The organism is Mesorhizobium sp. CU3, from assembly GCF_006442965.1.
GTDB lineage: Bacteria > Pseudomonadota > Alphaproteobacteria > Rhizobiales > Rhizobiaceae > Mesorhizobium.
Genome location: NZ_VFWX01000001.1, coordinates 190387 through 207887, shown reverse-complemented (window position 1 = coordinate 207887; position 17501 = coordinate 190387). Strand labels below are relative to the sequence as shown.

Sequence of the window (17501 nt, the reverse complement as noted above, 5' to 3'; positions counted from 1 at the left end):
TTGCACGATGCGGCGGTTTCCCGGGTTTCCTGCCCAATCGTCGGCATTTAGGCGGTAGTTAACCACGCAAAGGGTTCGCCACGGGAAAGGAATCGGTAAGGCTGTTTATTAAGCCGATTGAAACGGCTTCTCCCTAGATTGGCTGTATTCCGATCAACCGCAAGAGAAGTTGACGGAAGTGCTGTAACACGTGGAGTAGGAGCTCTCGAATGTCTAATCTCGTTGCACGTTTCGTGAAGGACGAATCCGGCGCGACCGCCATCGAATACGGTCTGATCGCCGCTCTCATCGCGCTCGCCATCATGGTCGGCGCCAGCGCGCTCGGCACTGCCCTGAACGCCAAGTTCCAGAACATTGCCAATACCCTCAACGGCGCTGGCGGCTAAGCGCGGTAGGCAAGTCGCCTATTTAAACAATGAAGGGCCGCCATCGAGCGGCCCTTCTGTATTTTGGACGGAGCCGGACGGACGCATCTCCAAAGCGGTAGAATGTTTCCCGGGGTCCATTCCGTCAACGGCGACCAACCTCATCAATCGTTAATCGAACCTGGCTAATCTGACGGCCGGATTTTATCGCAGGCGCCGCGTCCATGATCGAAGCTGTCATCTTCGTCGTCTTCCCTTTCTGCATGCTGTATGCGGCTATCTCCGACACGCTTTCGATGACGATCGCCAACCGCGTGCCCGTACTGTTGCTGGCGACCTTTGCCGTGGTCGCCCCGCTTACCGGCATGGATTGGGGGAGCTACGGCTGGCACTTCGCGGCCGGCGGTCTTGTGCTTGCCGTGACATTCGGCCTTTTTGCGCTGGGCGGCATGGGCGGCGGCGATGCCAAGCTTCTGGCCGCCACGGCCGTCTGGATGGGTCTCAACGTCAACCTTCTCGGATATCTGGTGATGTCGACCTTCATCGGCGGCATGCTCACCCTTGCAATTCTTGTTTACAGGAAATCGCCGCTGTCGGTTTACACCGGCCACAGCCGCTTCCTGCGCCATTTTGCCGACGAGAAGGTCGGCGTCCCCTATGGCATAGCGCTCGGGCTCGGCGGACTGATCACCTTTCCGGATTCGCCGCTGATGATCTGGGCGCTGGAACGGCTCGCCGCCTAGCGCACGGCAATATCCTATCTGGCGGTCCTGCAAGGCGGCGGTGCCGCCTTTTTCGTTGGCAGCGGGCCGTTCCATCGAATTTGAGTAAACCTTAAATTAATCACGATCGTAAGCATTGCATTAACCTTGTTTTGACGATTGCAGCTGCAAAGTCCGGCCTGGCGAGGTGGTTTGCCACGAGGCGAAGGGTTTCGGACGAATGCCAGCATCCCGATTGATCATTCTAAGCGTGGCTGCGGTCGCGGCGGGCGGCGCAGGCTATGTTGCGAAGAACATGGTCGTGGCGCCGCCACCCCAGGTGGTCGTCAATGCGCCCGCGCAGCCGGCAATCGCCCTGCAGGACGTGCTGGTGCTTTCCGGCGACGTGCCGATGGGCAGTCAGCTGGGCTCCAACATCAGTTGGGAGCAATGGCCGGCCGAGGGGGTCAACGCCAATTTCATCACCCGTGCCGCAGAGCCCGACGCGGTCGAAAAGCTCAAGGGCTCCGTGGCGCGCGTTGCGATGTACACCGGCGAGCCGTTGCGGCGCTCCAAGCTGGTCGGCGAAGGGCAGAGCTTCATGTCGTCGATCCTGCCTTCGGGAATGCGCGCCGTCGCCACCGCGATCTCGGCCGACACTTCCGCCGGCGGATTCATCCTGCCCAACGATTTCGTCGACGTCATCATGACCCGGCGCGCCGACACCGGCAACGGCGGCAGCGGCTTCAACACCGAGACCATCCTCAAGAATATCCGCGTCCTGGCCATCGACCAGACCATCCAGGAAGACGAGGAAGGCAAGAAGACCAGGGTCGGCCAGACGGCGACGCTGGAGCTGACGCCGCAGCAGGCCGAAATCATCACCGTGGCGCAGCAGATGGCGGACCGCCTGACGCTGGCCCTGCGGCCGATCACGGACATTCATGAGAAGAATCTCGGCGAGGCCGACTATCTGGTCAGCGGCAACGGTCGCCGCGGCACGGTGCGGTTGATCAAGTCGGGCGAGGTTTCCGAGGTGGGAGCAAGGAAATGAGGCTGAACGGTAAACTGGCCTTCCTGGCGGCCGCGGCGATCGGCCTGTTCCTGATCGGCGCCGACGCGCCTGGCCCTGTTGAGGCCAAGGCGGCAAGCGCGGGCGTTTCGGCTTCCGTTGCCTCGCAGCGCGTCAAGCTCGGCCTTAACAAGTCGGTGGTCATCGACCTGCCGAGCGACGCCTATGACATCCTTGTCGCCAATCCGGCGGTCGCCGATGCGGTCACCAGGACGGCAAGGCGCATCTATCTGTTCGGCAAGGCGGTCGGCGAGACCAACATCTTCGTTTTTGGCCCCAATGGCGAACAGATCGTCAGCCTGGACCTGGCGGTCGAACGCGACGTCGCCGGGCTGGAAGATTATTTGAAGCGCTACATCCCGTCCTCTGAGATCAAGGTCGAGCTGCTCAACGACAACGTTGTCCTGACAGGCACGGTCGACACGCCGCTCGATGCCAAGCGCGCCGTCGACCTCGCGACCATCTTCGTGTCCGGCGGTGAAGCGACGACGGGCCAGTACTCGCAGACTGCGGCCGGCGGTTCGGTAAATGGCGGCGTCGACATCAACAACCCCGACCAGGAACGCCGCACCTCCAAGATCGTCAACCTCTTGCAGATCATTGGCGACGACCAGGTTACACTCAAGGTGACCGTAGCCGAAGTCAGCCGTTCGGTAATGAAGCAGCTCGGCGTCAACATGGTTGGCAACGGCGGCAGCAACGGCATCAGCTATGGCGCGATCAGCGACAATTTCACGGGGCTGGGCAAACAGCTGTCGAATTCAGGCCTGAACATCGGCAACTCATCCCTGACGGCCTACATCAACGCAATGGAAGAGTCCGGGGTCATGAAGACGCTGGCCGAACCGACCCTGACCGCCGTTTCCGGCGAGAAGGCCACGTTCAAGGTAGGCGGCGAATACAACCTGGTCAGCGGCGTCACCAGCAACGTGTCGACCGACAACCAGACGGGTCAGAAGACCTTTACCGTCGACAAGATCGAGTATGGCATCGGCCTGGAGTTCCAGCCGGTGGTGCTGTCGCCGGGACGCATCAGCCTGAAGGTCAGAACCGCGGTTTCCGAGCCGACAACCGAAGGATCCGTGTCGCTTTCCTCTGGCGTAACGAGCCCCGGTACCAATGTCCTGTCGCTGCGCAAACGCCTTGCGGACACCACGGTCGAACTGCCCTCGGGTGGTTCCATGATGATCGCCGGCCTGGTTCGCGACGATGTCAGACAGGCTGTCGCGGGCTTGCCCGGCCTGACCAAGATCCCCGTGCTCGGCACGCTGTTCCGAAGCCGCGATTTCGTGCGCAACGAGAGCGAGCTCGTCATCATCATCACGCCCTATCTGACGCGGCCGGTGGCGCGCAACGACCTGGCCAAGCCGGACGACAACTTCAATCCTGCGAGCGACGGCGCCGGCATGTTCCTCGGCAAGGTCAATCGCGTCTACGGCACCATGCAGACCGACAAGCCGGCCGGTCGCTACCACGGCGTCGTCGGCTTCATCTACAAGTGAGCGGGAATCCGGATATGTCCAAGTCTCCATCGAAGCACATGACGGTCCGGGCTCCAGCCGGCATCGCAAGGATCCGCCGGTCTGCGGTTCCGGTACTGGCGATCGCCGTCACGGCCTTGCTCGCCGGTTGCGCGAATCGCGACAGCATCACCGTCGGATCGGTCCCGGACGACTACCGCACGACCCATCCGATCGTCATTGCCGAAAAGAATCAGAAGATCGATCTGCCGGTCGGCGCCGGCGACCGCGGCATGACCGGCGCCCAGCGCGATGCGCTGCTCGGCTTTCTCGACGGCTATGACAAGAGCGCCGCGCCTGCTTTGACGATTGCGATGCCGGCCGGATCGGCCAACGAAGCGGCCGCCCGGGCCGCGGGTCGTGATTTCGCCAGGCTCGCCATGGCCGCCGGCGTCAAGCGCAACCGTATCGTCATGACGTCCTATCAGTCGGCCGTGCCCGAGGCGTCCGCGCCGGTGCGCGTCGCCTTTGTCGCGGTGCGCGCCCAGACCGACAAATGCGGGCGTTGGCCCGATGATCTGACCGACACGTCGGAGAACAAGCACTATGCCGACTTCGGCTGCTCCTATCAGAACAACCTTGCGGCTCAGGTGGCCAATCCGAACGATCTGATCGGGCCGCGCAAGCAGTCCGAGATCGACGCCGAGAATCGCGGCGCGGTGATCGACGTCTACCGTGCAAGGGGCATTTCGAACGAGTTCCTCGGCAATTCGGAAGTGACTTACTGAAGCCGCGTCGAATGAGGGAAACAAGGGTCACGGGAAGAGCATGACGATGAGCAATCTTGCCTACGACACGCCTGCGGATACCGGCGAGATATCGCAGCAGGACATTGCCGCCATGCAGGCGCTGCGTCCGGTGCCGCGCATTTCGATCCAGGCCTTCTGCGAGACCGAGGGCGTCGCCAATCCTGTCGAGCGCGCCGGCGAGGACCGCCGCATGGCTAAGGCGCATCTCAAGGTACATATGGGCGGCATCCCGACGGCGATCGAGTTCTACCAGACCGCGCCGACACCGAACCTGATCCTGCTGGAATCGCGCAGCGAGCCGAAGCAGTTGCTTGAACAGCTTACTCAGCTGTCGGAATATTGCGATCCGTCCTCCAAAGTGGTGGTCATCGGCCACTACAATGACGTCGGCCTGTACCGCGAGCTTATCCGTTCCGGCATTTCCGAGTATGTCATTGCCCCGGTCTCGATGACCGACATCGTCAGCGTCGTGTCGTCGATCTTCGTCGATCCGGAATCGGAGCCGATCGGCCGCTCCATCGCCTTCATCGGCGCCAAGGGCGGCGTCGGTTCTTCGACCATCGCTCACAACGTTGCCTGGGCGATGTCTTCGCTGTTCAAGTCCGAGGTCGTCATCGCCGATCTCGACCTCGCTTTCGGCACCGCCAACATCAATTTCGACCAGGACCCGGCGCAAGGCATCGCCGAAGCGGTGTTTTCGCCTGAGCGGGTCGACGAGGTCTATCTCGACCGGTTGCTGGCGCAATGCGCCGAGCACCTGTCGCTGCTTGCCGCGCCCTCGACGCTGGAGCGGGTCTATGATTTCGACTCCGAGGCCTTCTCGCAGATCATCGAGACGGCGCAGCGCAGCGCGCCCCTGCTCGTGCTCGATGTGCCGCATGTCTGGAGCGGATGGACCAAGAGCACGCTGATCAAGGCCGACGAGGTCGTCATCACGGCCACGCCCGAGCTAGCCAATCTTCGCAACACCAAGAACATGGTCGATATGCTGAAGCGGCTGCGTCCGAACGACCCGCCGCCGAAGCTGGTCATCAACCAGGCCGGCGTGCCGAAACGGCCCGAGATCGCGTCTTCGGATTTCGCCGAGCCGCTCGGCATCACGCCGATGGCGGTGATCAACTTCGAACCGCTGCTGTTCGGCAATGCGGCCAACAACGGCCGCATGCTCAGCGAAATGGATGCCAAGAACCCGGTCGTCGCCACCATCAACGAGATTGCGCATGTGCTGACCGGGCGCAGCGAGATCAAGGCTAAGAAAAAAGCAGGCCTGGGCTCGATCCTCGGCAAGCTCTCACGCAACAAGAAATGACGCTGATCGAGCGGCATCGGGTAGTCGATCATGTTTGGTAGAAGAGGCACCGACGACGGCAACCGGGCAACGCCCGAATTCCGTCCGCCAGCATCCGCTCCCGCCGCCGCGACGATCGCGCCCGAGCGGCCCGCCACGCCATCGCCCGGCGCGCCTGCCGCCGCGCCGCCGGCCCGTCGTCCGGTCGAGGCGCCGCCCATGGCGCCCGAACCGCCGAGAAGGGTTCAGCGCGAACGCTCGGAGACCTACTACGACACCAAGAGCCAGGTCTTTTCGGCGCTCATCGACACGATCGACCTGTCGCAGCTTGCAAAGCTCGATCCCGAGAGCGCGCGCGAGGAAATCCGCGACATCGTCAACGACATCATCGCGATTAAGAATTTCGCGATGTCGATTTCCGAGCAGGAGGAACTGCTCGAGGATATCTGCAACGACGTGCTCGGCTACGGGCCGCTGGAGCCTTTGCTCGCCCGCGACGATATCGCCGACATCATGGTCAACGGCTCCAAGAACGTCTACATCGAAGTCAACGGCAAGGTCGAACAGACCGGCATCCGTTTCCGCGACAACCAGCAACTGCTCAACATCTGCCAGCGCATCGTCAGCCAGGTCGGCCGCCGCGTCGATGAATCGAGCCCAATCTGCGATGCGCGCCTTCCCGACGGCTCGCGCGTCAACGTCATCGCGCCGCCGCTTTCCATCGACGGCACCGCGCTCACCATCCGCAAGTTCAAGAAGGACAAGCTGACGCTCGATCAGCTGGTCAAATTCGGCGCCATCTCGACGCAGGGCGCCGACATTCTCAAGATCATCGGTCGCGTCCGCTGCAATATCGTCATCTCGGGCGGCACCGGCTCCGGCAAGACGACGCTGCTCAACTGCCTGACCAACTACATCGACCGCGAGGAGCGCATCATCACCTGCGAGGACTCGGCGGAACTGCAATTGCAGCAGCCGCATGTGGTCCGTCTCGAAACCCGGCCGCCCAATCTCGAGGGCGAGGGCGAGGTCACCATGCGCGACCTGGTCAAGAACTGCCTGCGCATGCGGCCCGAGCGGATCATCGTCGGCGAAGTGCGCGGACCCGAGGTGTTCGACCTGTTGCAGGCGATGAACACCGGCCATGACGGCTCGATGGGCACGATCCACTCGAACAGCCCGCGCGAATGCCTCAACCGTATGGAATCGATGATCGCCATGGGCGGCTATTCGTTGCCGCAGCGCACGGTGCGCGAAATCATCGTCGGCTCGATCGACGTGATCATCCAGGCCGCCCGCCTGCGCGACGGATCGCGCCGCATCACCCACATCACCGAGGTGATCGGCATGGAAGGCGACGTGATCATCACCCAGGACCTCGTCCTCTACAACATCAAGGGCGAGGACGCGGGCGGCCGGCTGGTCGGCGAGCATGTGTCGACAGGCATCGGCCGACCGCACTTCTGGGACCGCGCCCGCTACTATGGCGAGGAGCAGCGCCTTGCCAACGCGCTCGAAGCCATGGAGAAGCGCGCTGACTGACGCAGGGGCACCGGTCGATGTTCGGAATTGAAACCACCGTACTGGCTTTTGTCGTGCTGGCCGGCTTCAGCGCCGGCGCGGTGGCCTATGCTTTCCTGTTCAATCGTATCGACAACGAAAAGCAGGCCGGCAAGCGGCTCCAGACCGTCAAGACGGCCGAGACCGACCGGTCGGTGGTCAAGGCCACGCGCGACCGCGCCGCAGAAGCGGTAAAGCGGCGCAAGAACGTCCAGGACTCGTTGAAGCAGCTCGACGAGAAGCAGAAGAACACCGACCGCAACATGCGCAAACCGCCGCTGAAGGTTCAGATCCGCCAGGCCGGTATGCAAGTTTCGATCGAGCGGTTCTACATCTATTCGGCTGTCTGCGGCATCGTGCTGACGTTTCTTCTCTATTTCGTCAAGGCGCCCTTGTGGGTTCTGCCGGGCGCCCTGTTGGTGGGCGGGCTCGGCGTGCCGCGCTGGTTCGTCTCGTTTCGCCGCAAACGCCGGGTGAAGGCGTTCCTGGAAGAGTTTCCGAATGCGCTCGATATCATCGTGCGCGCGGTCAAGTCCGGCCTGCCTCTGAACGACGCGATCCGCCTGATCGCCAATGAATCGCCGGAGCCGGTCCGGTCCGAGTTCCGCCGCATCGTCGATTCCCAGCAACTCGGCATGTCGGTACCCGACGCCGCCATGCGCATGTCCGAGACCATGCCATGCACGGAGGCCGGCTTCTTCGGCATCGTCATCCAGATCCAGTCGCAGGCCGGCGGCAATCTGTCGGAGGCTCTGGGCAACCTGTCGCGCGTGCTGCGCGACCGCAAGAAGATGAAGGCCAAGGTGGCGGCGCTGTCGATGGAAGCCAAGGCATCCGCCATCATCATCGGCGCCTTGCCTTTCGTCGTCGCCTTCCTGGTCTATCTGTCCAGTCCGAACTACATCATGCCGCTGTTCACCACCAACGTCGGCAACCTGATCCTCGGCTGCGCTGGCGTCTGGATGTCGATTGGCATCCTGGTGATGCGCAAGATGATGAACTTCGAAGTCTAGGGCGCGGAACCAATGACAGACCAGGTCATCAAAACCCTCACCGACCCTTCCTTTCTGATCGCGCTTCTGGTCGGCATCGCTGTGTTCGCGACCGTTTTCACGGTCATGCCGGCGCTCGGCGGCGATTCGCTCAAGGCGCGCATGAAAAGCGTGGCGCTGGAGCGCGACGAGCTGCGCGCCAAGCAGCGTCAACGTTTGGCCAACGAGGCCGACAATCGGCGCAGGGGTCTGCGCGAGCAGCAGTCGGTCGGCATGCGCAACATCGTCGATCGTCTGGATCTGAGGCGTGCGCTTGCCGATGAAAGCACGCTGCAAAAGCTCAAGGTGGCCGGTTTCCGCGGTCAGAATCCGCTGACGCGTTTCCTGTTCTTCCGCCTGATCCTGCCATTCGTTGGCTTTGCGCTCGCGGCCGTCTATCTGTTCCTGCTCGGCGGCCTGCCGCTGCAGCCGGCCTTCGTCAAGCTCTTCGTCTGCGTCGTCGTCGCCTATGGCGGCTTCTACGCGCCGATCATCTACGTCAACAACCGCGCGTCCAAGCGTAAGCAATCGATCCAGATGGCATGGCCGGATGCGCTAGACCTGATGCTGATCTGCGTCGAATCCGGCATGTCGGTGGAAGCGGCACTTCGCAGGGTCGCCGACGAGATCGGCGCGCAGTCGGTGGCGCTCGCGGAAGAGTTCGTGCTCACCAACGCCGAGCTCTCCTACCTGCAGGACCGCAAGGTCGCCTATGAAAACCTGGCGAGCCGCACCGGCCTGGAATCGGTGCGGTCGGTATCCCAGGCGCTGGTCCAGGCCGAGCGCTACGGCACGCCGGTGGCGCATGCGCTGCGCGTGCTCGCCTCGGAAAGCCGCGACATGCGCATGAACGCGGCCGAGAAGAAGGCCGCCGCGTTGCCGCCGAAGCTCACCGTGCCGATGATCCTGTTCTTCCTGCCGGTCCTGTTCGCCATCATCCTTGGCCCGGCCGGCATCCAGGTCAGCCAGCGCGGCATCTTCGGCGATCAGCACAGTTCGTCGAGCCAATAGGCGGCCCTGTCCGCATCAAACCAATGCATGTCGCCCAGAAGTGTGTAGCGGTTCTAGGACAACGAGATGCATCAAAGCAAAGATTAAAGCCGCGCGGCGACGGCCGCGCGGCTTTCTGGTTCGTTGGAATTCGATCGTCTCGCTCAGTTGGTCGCGGTCTTCGCCTTGCTCTTGTCCTGATCCTTGAGCTGGTTCCAGGCGTTCTGCTGGGCAAGCATCTGGCGCAGATAGGCGACATTGGCCTGCGCCTGCTCGGGCGAAAGCTCCTGCGCGGCGATCTTCTCGGCCTCGTCGAACCGGCCCTGCAGGCCGACGACCAGAGCCAGGTTCTGCCGCACGCGGCTGTCGGCATTGGGTTGCTGCACGGCGGTGCGCATATAGGTCTCGGCGGTGCGCAGATCGCCCTCGAGCACATAGGACATGCCAAGATTGGACAGCACCGAGGGTTCGTTCGGCTTGAGCTCCAGCGCCTTGCGGTAGTCCTGGCGTGCCTCGTCCTTCTGCCCCATCTGGTCGAGGATCGCGGCTTCCGCCGACACCAGCCTCCAGTCCGGATACTCCGGCGTCTGCGCGCGGCGCACGGCGTCCAGCGCCGGCTCGAACTGGCCGTTGGCGGCAAGCGCCTTGCCATAGGCGGCAAGCACGTCGCGATCCTTCGGATAAGCGATCGCCAGCTTGCGCATCACGGCGAGCGACTGGTCGGCATCGCCATCCATCTGCAGCGCCGCCGCGAAATTCATCGCCAGCCGCTTGTCGTTGGGGTTCCTGGCGTAGGACTCTCCGAGCCTCGTCGTGGCGGTGTGCAGCTCGGTGGCCGACATCGTCTCCAGCGGCCTGCTGTCGGAGCGGGAGATGGAACCGGTGGTCATGCTGCTGGTACTGCCGCAGCCCGCGACACTGGCGGCAAGTGCCGCTATAAAAGCCGTGGTGATCAGACGCTTGCTCGTGAAGGTCAAAGCTTTGGACGGCATCGCAACCGGTCTCCATTCCTGCGCGGCCATTGGCTGGCCGTCTTCCCTCCCGCAGAAATATTCTGTTAACCCTAACGGACCGTTAAGAAGCGCCGACTCGAAGCTCGGCTGGAGACCATCGAATGCCTGTGGAACTCGTTGAACAGAAGCCGCAAGCCGCCTTGCCGGTCTACCTTGTGGGAAAGGACGGCCTGAACGGTCTCCCCCTTTCATCGACCGCAATGGGGTGGGCGACCGCCAATGGGTTTTCGGGCGAAGCCGGACGCACGCTGCTGCTGCCAGGCGACAATGGCGCGATCGCCGGCGCTTTGTTCGGCATCGGCGATGGCGACGGCGTTCTCGGCACGGGCACTCTCGCAAGGGCTTTGCCGGAAGGCGACTGGCATTTCGCCTCCGAGGCGCGGCAGCCCGACCTTGCGGCGCTCGCGCTGGTGCTCGGCGGTTATGTCTTCACTCGATACGGCAAGAAGCCCGGCAAGGTCTTGCGCTTCGCGCTTCCGGAAGGCGCCGACGGCGCCCATGTCGGCCGAATCGCCGACGGGGTCTTCCTGGTTCGCGATCTCGTCAACACGCCGACCAACGACATGGGGCCGGACGAACTGGAGGAAGCAGCCCGGAAACTTTCCGCCGCGCACGATGCCGATATCTCGGTGATCCGCGGCGACGATCTCCTGGCGCGTAATTTCCCGATGATCCACGCGGTCGGCCGCGCCTCCACCGACGCGCCGCGGCTGGTCGACATCAACTGGGGGCCGGCCGATGCGCCGAAAGTGACGCTGGTCGGTAAGGGCGTCTGCTTCGACACCGGCGGTCTCGACATCAAGCCGTCGTCGGGCATGCTGTTGATGAAGAAGGACATGGGCGGCGCCGCCAATGTGCTGGGCCTCGCCTCGATGATCATGGCCGCGAAATCGAATGTCCGGCTGCGCGTGCTGATCCCTGCAGTCGAGAACTCGATCGCCGGCAATGCCTTCCGTCCGGGCGATGTGCTGAGAAGCCGCAAGGGCATCACCGTCGAGATAGGCAACACCGACGCCGAAGGGCGGCTGATCCTCGCCGACGCGCTGGCGCTGGCGGACGAGGAACAGCCGGCGCTGCTCATCGACATGGCGACGCTAACCGGCGCCGCCCGCGTTGCGCTGGGTCCCGACCTGCCGCCCTTTTACACGAACGACGAGGCGCTGGCGTCCGAACTGGCGACCGCTTCCGTTGCGGTAGAGGACCCGTTGTGGCGCATGCCGTTGTGGCACCCTTACGACGCGAAGCTCTCCTCCAAGGTCGCCGAGATCAACAACGTCACCACCGACGGCTTTGCCGGATCGATTACCGCCGCGCTTTTCCTCAAACGCTTCGTCGAGAAGACCCCTGGCTGGGCGCATTTCGACATCTTCGCCTGGAACCCCGCCGACCGTCCTTACGGCCCGACCGGCGGCGAGGCGCAAGGCATCCGTGCGCTGGAACGAGTTATCGCGGGGCGTTTCGGCGCATAGCGGCCAAACCTCGCCACTGAAACGGAACCGAAACAATTTGCCGGCATGCTTATGCGCATGTCGATCTCGATGCGACCGAGCCAGGCCTTGCGACTGTGGCAGCAGGTGATGCTGAGCCAGGTGCGCGACGGCGCGCCCGATCTCACCATGCGCCAGACGACGATCCTGTTCACAATCTATCTCGACCCGCCGCCGCACACGGTGCGCGGGCTGGCGGCCAAGCTCAACGTCACCAAGCCGGTCATCACCCGCGCGCTCGACACGATGGGCGCGCTGAAGCTGGTCTCGCGCCACCGCGACGAGCTCGACAAGCGCAACGTGCTCATCAGACGCACGGTCGAAGGCGCGCTCTTTGTCGAGCGCTTCGGCGATGGTATCGTTGCCCGGGCGCATGACCTGCCCATCTGACCGACTGCCAACAACTGGATTTTCGATTTGACCGCCAGGGATGCCCGCCTTCACGCCTTCCGTTCCGACCTCGCCGACGCCAGGCTGAAGGGCGAGGTGACGGCCGAGCGTTTCGTTGCCGGCCGTCCGGCGCGCATCACCACTTCCGTCGCCGACCTGCGCAAGGCGCCGCGCCCCGATGCCGGCGTCAACACGCAGGCGCTGTTCGGCGACGACGTGCTGGTATTCGAGGATGCCGAGGGCTGGGCCTGGGTGCAGGCCGAACGCGACGGCTATGTCGGCTATGTCGCCGACAATCTGCTGAGCGCAAGGGAGCACGCGCCCACCCACATCGTCTCGGTGCCGCGCACCTTCCTCTATCCGGGACCCGACCTGCGCTTTCCGATCGTCGGGCAGCTGTCGATGGGCTCGACGGTAACGGTCACCGGCTCGGCCGAAACGCGCGGCACACATTATGCGCTGCTACCCTCCGGCCAGGCGATCATCGCCGGCCATCTGCGGCCAGTCGCCGAATTGGCCGACGACTACGTCACGGTCGCGGAAAGCTTCCTCGGAACGCCCTATCTCTGGGGTGGAAACTCCGGCTTCGGCATCGACTGCTCCGGCCTGGTGCAATTGGCGATGCGCATGACCGGCAAGGATGTGCTGCGCGATTCCGACATGCAGGCGGCGAGCATCGGAGCGCCGCTCGAGCCGGGTCCTGACTATTCCGGCCTGCGGCGCGGTGACCTCGTCTTCTGGAAGGGCCATGTCGCCATCATGACCGACGCCCACGAGATGATCCACGCCAACGGCCACACCATGCTGGTCTCGCGCGAAGGGCTGAAAGAGGCGGTCGAACGTATAGGGTATCTCTACGGTGGGCCGACGGGGTTTCGGAGGCCGTAGCGCCCCCTACCTCTCCCCTTGTGGGAGAGGTCGGATTGCCCCGATTTGTTCTTCACAAATCGGATGGCAATCCGGGTGAGGGGTAGCTTGGCGCCAAGCTGGAACACCCCTCATCCGTCTCGGCGCTGCGCGCCGATCCACCTTCTCCCACAAGGGGAGAAGGGAAGAGCGATCCCCTTTTGTTCCGATTTTCCTTGGCGATTGCGCGCCGCCGCGCTACCTCTTGCGGGTGACCGAGCAGCCGCGCCTTGCCGAGGAAAATGCCGCCGTCCTGCTGCCCGAACCATTCGTCAGATGGTTCGCCGCGAAAGGCTGGTCGCCGCGCGCCCATCAGCTCGATCTTCTGGCCAAGGCTCGAGCCGGCCAATCCGTGCTGCTGATCGCGCCGACCGGCGCCGGCAAGACGCTGGCCGGCTTCCTGCCATCGCTTACCGAACTGGCCAACCGACCCAAGCGCAAGCCGGGGCAGGCGCATCGCGGCATCCACACGCTCTACATCTCGCCGCTGAAAGCGCTGGCTGTCGACATCGAGCGCAATCTCGGCAAGCCGGTCGAGGAGATCGGCCTGCCGTTGACCATCGAGACGCGCACCGGCGACACGCCTTCGCACAAGCGCCAGCGCCAGAAGCTGGCGCCGCCCGACATCCTGCTCACCACGCCCGAGCAGCTTGCGCTGCTGATCGCCTCGAACGACGCGAAGCGCTTCTTCGAGGATCTGCGCTATGTCGTGCTCGACGAACTGCATTCGCTGGTCATCTCCAAGCGCGGGCATCTCTTGGCGCTCGGCCTGGCGCGGCTGCGCGCCTTCGTTCCGGACCTGCAGACCATCGGCCTGTCGGCCACCGTGGCCGAGCCCGACGAATTGCGGCGCTGGCTGGTCGAGCAGAACCAGCCCGAAGGTTCAAAAAGCCCTGATATGGCCGGGCTGATCACGGTCGTCGGCGGCGCCAAGCCCGACATCTCCATCCTCGATTCGCAGGAGCGCGTGCCGTGGTCGGGACATTCGGCCCGTTACGCCATTCCCGAGATCTATGAGGCGATCAGGAAGCACCGCACGACGCTGCTTTTCGTCAACACCCGCAGTCAGGCCGAGCTTTTGTTCCAGGAACTGTGGCGGGCCAACGAGGACTCGCTGCCGATCGCGCTGCATCACGGCTCGCTCGATGTCGGCCAGCGCCGGCGTGTCGAGAAGGCGATGGCCGACAATGCGCTGCGCGCCATCGTCGCCACCTCGACGCTCGATCTCGGCATCGACTGGGGCGATGTCGACCTGGTCGTGCATGTCGGCGCGCCGAAGGGCGCCAGCCGGCTGGCGCAGCGCATCGGCCGCGCCAACCACCGCATGGACGAGCCGTCGAAGGCGATCCTCATCCCGGCCAACCGCTTCGAGGTGCTGGAATGCCGCGCCGCGCTCGACGCCAACTATCTCGGCGCGCAGGACACGCCGCCGCTGATCAAGGGCGCGCTTGACGTGCTGTCGCAGCATGTGCTGGGCGTCGCTTGTGGCGGGCCGTTCGACGCGGATCTTCTGTTTGAGGAAGTGCGCCGCGCTGCCCCTTACGCAGGCCTCGACCGCGAGACCTTCGACCGCGTCATCGATTTCGTCGCCACCGGCGGCTACGCGCTGCGGAATTACGAGCGCTATGCCCGCATCCGCCGCAACAAGGACGGGCTCTGGCGCATCTCGCATCCGAGCGTCGCCCAGCAATATCGGTTGAATGTCGGCACCATCGTCGAGATGCCGGAATTGAACGTCCGCTATGTCCGGCAGGGGCGGGGCATGGCCGGCCGCGGCGGGCCGGTGCTCGGCAAGATCGAGGAGTATTTCGCCGAGACGCTGCGCCCGGGTGACAATTTCCTGTTTGCCGGCAAGGTGCTGCGCTTCGAAGGCATCCGCGAGAATGAATGCGTCGTCTCCAACGGCGCCGGCGCCAACATCATCGTGCCGTCCTATGCCGGCGGCAAATTCCCGCTGTCGACTTACCTAGCCGAGCAGGTGCGCGGCATGCTAGCCGACAGCGACCGCTGGAAGCTCCTGCCGGAGCAGGTGGCCGACTGGCTTCGCATCCAGGAAGACAAGTCGGTGCTGCCGAAGCGCGGCGAGCTTCTGGTCGAGACCTTTCCGCGCGGCAACCGCCATTACATGGTCGCCTACCCTTTCGAGGGCCGGCTGGCGCATCAGACGCTGGGCATGCTCCTGACACGCCGGCTGGAGCGCGCTCATGCCAGGCCGCTCGGCTTCGTCGCCACCGACTATTCTCTGGCCGTCTGGGCGCTCGACGATATGGCGGCGCTGTTCAAGGCCAGGAAGCCCTCGCTTGGCCAGCTCTTCGACGAGGACATGCTGGGCGACGATCTGGAGGACTGGCTGAACGAGAGCTGGATGCTGAAGCGCACGTTTCGCACCTGCGCCGTCATCGCCGGATTGATCGAGAAACGTTTTCCGGGCCAGGAGAAAAGCGGGCGGCAGGTCACCGTCTCGGCCGACCTGATCTATGACGTGCTGCGCAGCCACGAGCCGGACCATATCCTGCTGCAGGCGACACGCACCGACGCCTCGGCCGGCCTGCTCGATGTCAGCAGACTTGGCGAGATGCTCTCGCGTGTGCGCGGTCGAATCATGCATAAGCATCTCGACCAGATCTCGCCGCTGGCGGTGCCGGTGATGCTGGAGATCGGCAAGGAATCGGTCAATGGCGGCGCCAACGACACGCTGTTGATGGAAGCCGCCGACCTGGTCGAAGAAGCGATGGGCCGAAGTTAGACGAGCTGAGAGTGCAGAGGGGATGAATTTTTCGCTGTCGCGCGCAACGCTGGTCGCCGAGGCCGACCTTGTCGGCATCGCCGGCGAGCGCGCGGTGTGCGACCGGCGCGGCGTGCTCTATTTCCCCGATCTGCGCCTGCTGGCGGTGTCCGACCTGCATCTGGAAAAAGGCTCGTCCTTCGCCAGGCGCGGCGCGCTGATCCCGCCCTACGACACCGGCGCGACCTTGCTGCAATTGCAGTCGGTCATAACCGATTACCAGCCGCGCATCGTCGTCAGCCTGGGCGATTCCTTTCACGATGGCGGCGGCGCCGAGCGCATGCATCAGAGTTTCCGCGAACAGCTGGAAGCGATGATGGCCGCCCGCGACTGGTTCTGGGTCGCCGGCAACCACGATCCCGACGCTCCTGCCGATCTGCCCGGCGACACGGTGAAGGAACTTGCCATCGGCTCCCTGGTCTTCCGCCATGAACCGTCGAAGATACGCATCGAAGGCGAGATATCGGGGCATCTCCACCCTTGCGCGCGCATCGTCCAGCGCGGCCGCTCGGTCAGGCGGCGCTGCTTCGCGGCAGATGGCGGCCGCATGATCATGCCGGCCTTCGGCGCCTATACCGGCTCGCTTAATGTGCTCGACCGCGCCTATGCCGGCTTGTTCCGGCTGGAAACGCTGGTTGCCTATATGCTCGGCGCCGAGCGCATCTTCGCCATCTCAGGATCGATGCTGCGGCCGGGCTGAGGCGCTACTCCAGTCCATAGTAGAGCGTGACCGTGTGCTTCGCCTCGGCGAAGAACAGCCAGCGCTCGACCAGCACGCCGGCGAATTGCACGATCGCCGCCAGCGCGGACGACAATGCCGCCAAAGGCCATGGCGCCACGAAGACGAGGACAAGCAGGACAAGAGGCACAACGAAAGCCAGCGCCTGCGCGATCAGCCGCAGCTTGGCGCTGTGCTTGCGCGCGATGCGAAAGCCCATTTCCTTGAGCAGATAGTTTTCTTCCGTATGCGGCCATTCGATCGACCGGACAAGGCCGCCGGCAAGGCCCGTCGCCGTGTTTGCGGTGGTCGAGATCTCCAGGCGGTCATTGTATCGCCAGGTCGCCAGCTTCCAGCCCCAGCCGGCAAGCGTGGCAAGTAGCGCCAAGATCAGCATCGCATTCGAACCGACGTTGAAGCCTTGCAGAAGGGCATTCCCCAGAACGCTGCCGGTCATCGCCGCGAAGATCAGATAGGCCGGCAACGTATAGCGGCTGTGCCATTGCGCGATCGGCTTCAGCGAGGCGTAGATCATGCCGGTCGTGCAGACCGTTACCGCCGCGCCTATAGCTGCCAGCAGGCCGGCGATGGCCACCCAACCGCCGCTGCGGCCGAGAAACACCCAGCCGATGCCGAAGATGCAAGCCGGTATGAAAGTCGCGACCGAGGCCACGCCTTCGCGCGACAGCCAGGAACTGCGCCATTGCGAGAAGGCGCGCCAGGCCCGTTCGGGCCGGCCGAGATGGCCTGTCGAGGACAAAAGACCCGCCGCGATCAGGCCGAGCGCAAGCGCCATGCCGACGAGGCCGAGCCAGAAATCGGCCGGGATCAAGCTGAACCCGCCCAGCATGCCGAGCAGCGCCAGCAGGCCGTAGCCGGCGCCGGTCGCTGTGGTGAAGAAGACGACGGAAAAGGCGGGATGCATG

The 17501-nt window shown here is 63.9% G+C and carries 16 protein-coding genes; 14 read left to right on the top strand and 2 right to left on the bottom strand.

Annotated features, from left to right (window positions below; all coding sequences use genetic code 11):
- Positions 1-209 precede the first annotated feature (209 nt).
- From FJ988_RS00980 to FJ988_RS00940, 9 genes are all read left to right on the top strand, one after another.
- Positions 210-386: a Flp family type IVb pilin gene (locus FJ988_RS00980; protein WP_140814844.1), complete on the top strand. Its 177-nt coding sequence runs from the start codon at positions 210-212 to the stop codon at positions 384-386.
- Between the two features lie 203 nt (positions 387-589).
- Complete coding sequence (locus FJ988_RS00975; protein WP_140814842.1) at positions 590-1108, top strand: prepilin peptidase; 519 nt, start codon at positions 590-592, stop codon at positions 1106-1108.
- Positions 1109-1307: 199 nt separating this feature from the next.
- Entirely contained in the window at positions 1308-2120 is an 813-nt protein-coding gene (gene cpaB, locus FJ988_RS00970) for a Flp pilus assembly protein CpaB (protein ID WP_140814840.1), read from the top strand.
- Positions 2117-3640, top strand: coding sequence for a type II and III secretion system protein family protein (locus FJ988_RS00965; RefSeq protein ID WP_140814839.1), 1524 nt, complete (start codon positions 2117-2119; stop codon positions 3638-3640). Before cpaB ends, FJ988_RS00965 begins: the two co-directional genes overlap by 4 nt.
- A 14-nt stretch (positions 3641-3654) precedes the next feature.
- Complete coding sequence (locus tag FJ988_RS00960; protein ID WP_140814837.1) at positions 3655-4386, top strand: CpaD family pilus assembly protein; 732 nt, start codon at positions 3655-3657, stop codon at positions 4384-4386.
- 46 nt (positions 4387-4432) lie between these two features.
- On the top strand, positions 4433-5716 hold the full coding sequence (locus FJ988_RS00955; RefSeq protein WP_181183386.1) for a CpaE family protein: 1284 nt from the start codon (positions 4433-4435) through the stop codon (positions 5714-5716).
- A 30-nt stretch (positions 5717-5746) separates the two neighbouring features.
- On the top strand, positions 5747-7237 hold the full coding sequence (locus tag FJ988_RS00950; RefSeq protein ID WP_140814834.1) for a CpaF family protein: 1491 nt from the start codon (positions 5747-5749) through the stop codon (positions 7235-7237).
- 17 nt (positions 7238-7254) lie between these two features.
- Positions 7255-8268, top strand: a complete 1014-nt coding sequence (locus FJ988_RS00945; protein WP_140814832.1) for a type II secretion system F family protein — start codon at positions 7255-7257, stop codon at positions 8266-8268.
- A 12-nt stretch (positions 8269-8280) separates the two neighbouring features.
- A complete protein-coding gene (locus FJ988_RS00940) occupies positions 8281-9297 on the top strand; it encodes a type II secretion system F family protein (protein ID WP_140814830.1) in 1017 nt (338 codons plus the stop codon).
- Between the two features lie 143 nt (positions 9298-9440).
- Here FJ988_RS00940 and FJ988_RS00935 read toward each other — a convergent pair whose 3' ends face one another.
- Positions 9441-10268 (bottom strand): tetratricopeptide repeat protein, encoded by an 828-nt coding sequence (locus tag FJ988_RS00935; RefSeq protein WP_140814828.1) that lies wholly within the window; start codon positions 10266-10268, stop codon positions 9441-9443.
- A 122-nt stretch (positions 10269-10390) separates the two neighbouring features.
- Between FJ988_RS00935 and FJ988_RS00930 the strand changes: the two genes are divergently transcribed.
- The 5 genes from FJ988_RS00930 to pdeM all read left to right on the top strand — a co-directional run bounded on the left by FJ988_RS00930 (position 10391) and on the right by pdeM (position 16557).
- The gene (locus FJ988_RS00930; protein ID WP_140814826.1) at positions 10391-11758 is read left to right on the top strand and encodes a M17 family metallopeptidase; all 1368 of its coding nucleotides are present in this window, start codon (positions 10391-10393) and stop codon (positions 11756-11758) included.
- Positions 11759-11815: 57 nt separating this feature from the next.
- Positions 11816-12166 carry a MarR family winged helix-turn-helix transcriptional regulator gene (locus tag FJ988_RS00925; RefSeq protein ID WP_140815324.1) on the top strand — a complete coding sequence of 117 codons (351 nt, stop codon included), beginning with the start codon at positions 11816-11818 and terminating at the stop codon, positions 12164-12166.
- Between the two features lie 27 nt (positions 12167-12193).
- Positions 12194-13054, top strand: coding sequence for an NlpC/P60 family protein (locus FJ988_RS00920; RefSeq protein ID WP_140814824.1), 861 nt, complete (start codon positions 12194-12196; stop codon positions 13052-13054).
- Positions 13055-13283: 229 nt separating this feature from the next.
- Positions 13284-15818, top strand: coding sequence for a ligase-associated DNA damage response DEXH box helicase (locus FJ988_RS00915; protein ID WP_140815323.1), 2535 nt, complete (start codon positions 13284-13286; stop codon positions 15816-15818).
- A 22-nt stretch (positions 15819-15840) separates the two neighbouring features.
- Complete coding sequence (gene pdeM / locus FJ988_RS00910) at positions 15841-16557, top strand: ligase-associated DNA damage response endonuclease PdeM (protein ID WP_140814823.1); 717 nt, start codon at positions 15841-15843, stop codon at positions 16555-16557.
- A gap of 4 nt (positions 16558-16561) precedes the next feature.
- Here pdeM and FJ988_RS00905 read toward each other — a convergent pair whose 3' ends face one another.
- Positions 16562-17500, bottom strand: coding sequence for a DmsC/YnfH family molybdoenzyme membrane anchor subunit (locus FJ988_RS00905; protein WP_140814821.1), 939 nt, complete (start codon positions 17498-17500; stop codon positions 16562-16564).
- Position 17501 lies beyond the last annotated feature (1 nt).

Excerpts from the sequence above, each read along its gene's own strand:
- FJ988_RS00980 (WP_140814844.1), top strand. The coding sequence starts at position 210 with ATGTCTAATCTCGTTGCACGTTTCGTGAAGGACGAATCCGGCGCGACC.
- FJ988_RS00975 (WP_140814842.1), top strand. The coding sequence starts at position 590 with ATGATCGAAGCTGTCATCTTCGTCGTCTTCCCTTTCTGCATGCTGTAT.
- cpaB (WP_140814840.1), top strand. The coding sequence starts at position 1,308 with ATGCCAGCATCCCGATTGATCATTCTAAGCGTGGCTGCGGTCGCGGCG.
- FJ988_RS00965 (WP_140814839.1), top strand. The coding sequence starts at position 2,117 with ATGAGGCTGAACGGTAAACTGGCCTTCCTGGCGGCCGCGGCGATCGGC.
- FJ988_RS00960 (WP_140814837.1), top strand. The coding sequence starts at position 3,655 with ATGTCCAAGTCTCCATCGAAGCACATGACGGTCCGGGCTCCAGCCGGC.
- FJ988_RS00955 (WP_181183386.1), top strand. The coding sequence starts at position 4,433 with ATGAGCAATCTTGCCTACGACACGCCTGCGGATACCGGCGAGATATCG.
- FJ988_RS00950 (WP_140814834.1), top strand. The coding sequence starts at position 5,747 with ATGTTTGGTAGAAGAGGCACCGACGACGGCAACCGGGCAACGCCCGAA.
- FJ988_RS00945 (WP_140814832.1), top strand. The coding sequence starts at position 7,255 with ATGTTCGGAATTGAAACCACCGTACTGGCTTTTGTCGTGCTGGCCGGC.
- FJ988_RS00940 (WP_140814830.1), top strand. The coding sequence starts at position 8,281 with ATGACAGACCAGGTCATCAAAACCCTCACCGACCCTTCCTTTCTGATC.
- FJ988_RS00935 (WP_140814828.1), bottom strand. The coding sequence starts at position 10,268 with ATGCCGTCCAAAGCTTTGACCTTCACGAGCAAGCGTCTGATCACCACG.
- FJ988_RS00930 (WP_140814826.1), top strand. The coding sequence starts at position 10,391 with ATGCCTGTGGAACTCGTTGAACAGAAGCCGCAAGCCGCCTTGCCGGTC.
- FJ988_RS00925 (WP_140815324.1), top strand. The coding sequence starts at position 11,816 with ATGTCGATCTCGATGCGACCGAGCCAGGCCTTGCGACTGTGGCAGCAG.
- pdeM (WP_140814823.1), top strand. The coding sequence starts at position 15,841 with ATGAATTTTTCGCTGTCGCGCGCAACGCTGGTCGCCGAGGCCGACCTT.
- FJ988_RS00905 (WP_140814821.1), bottom strand. The coding sequence starts at position 17,500 with ATGCATCCCGCCTTTTCCGTCGTCTTCTTCACCACAGCGACCGGCGCC.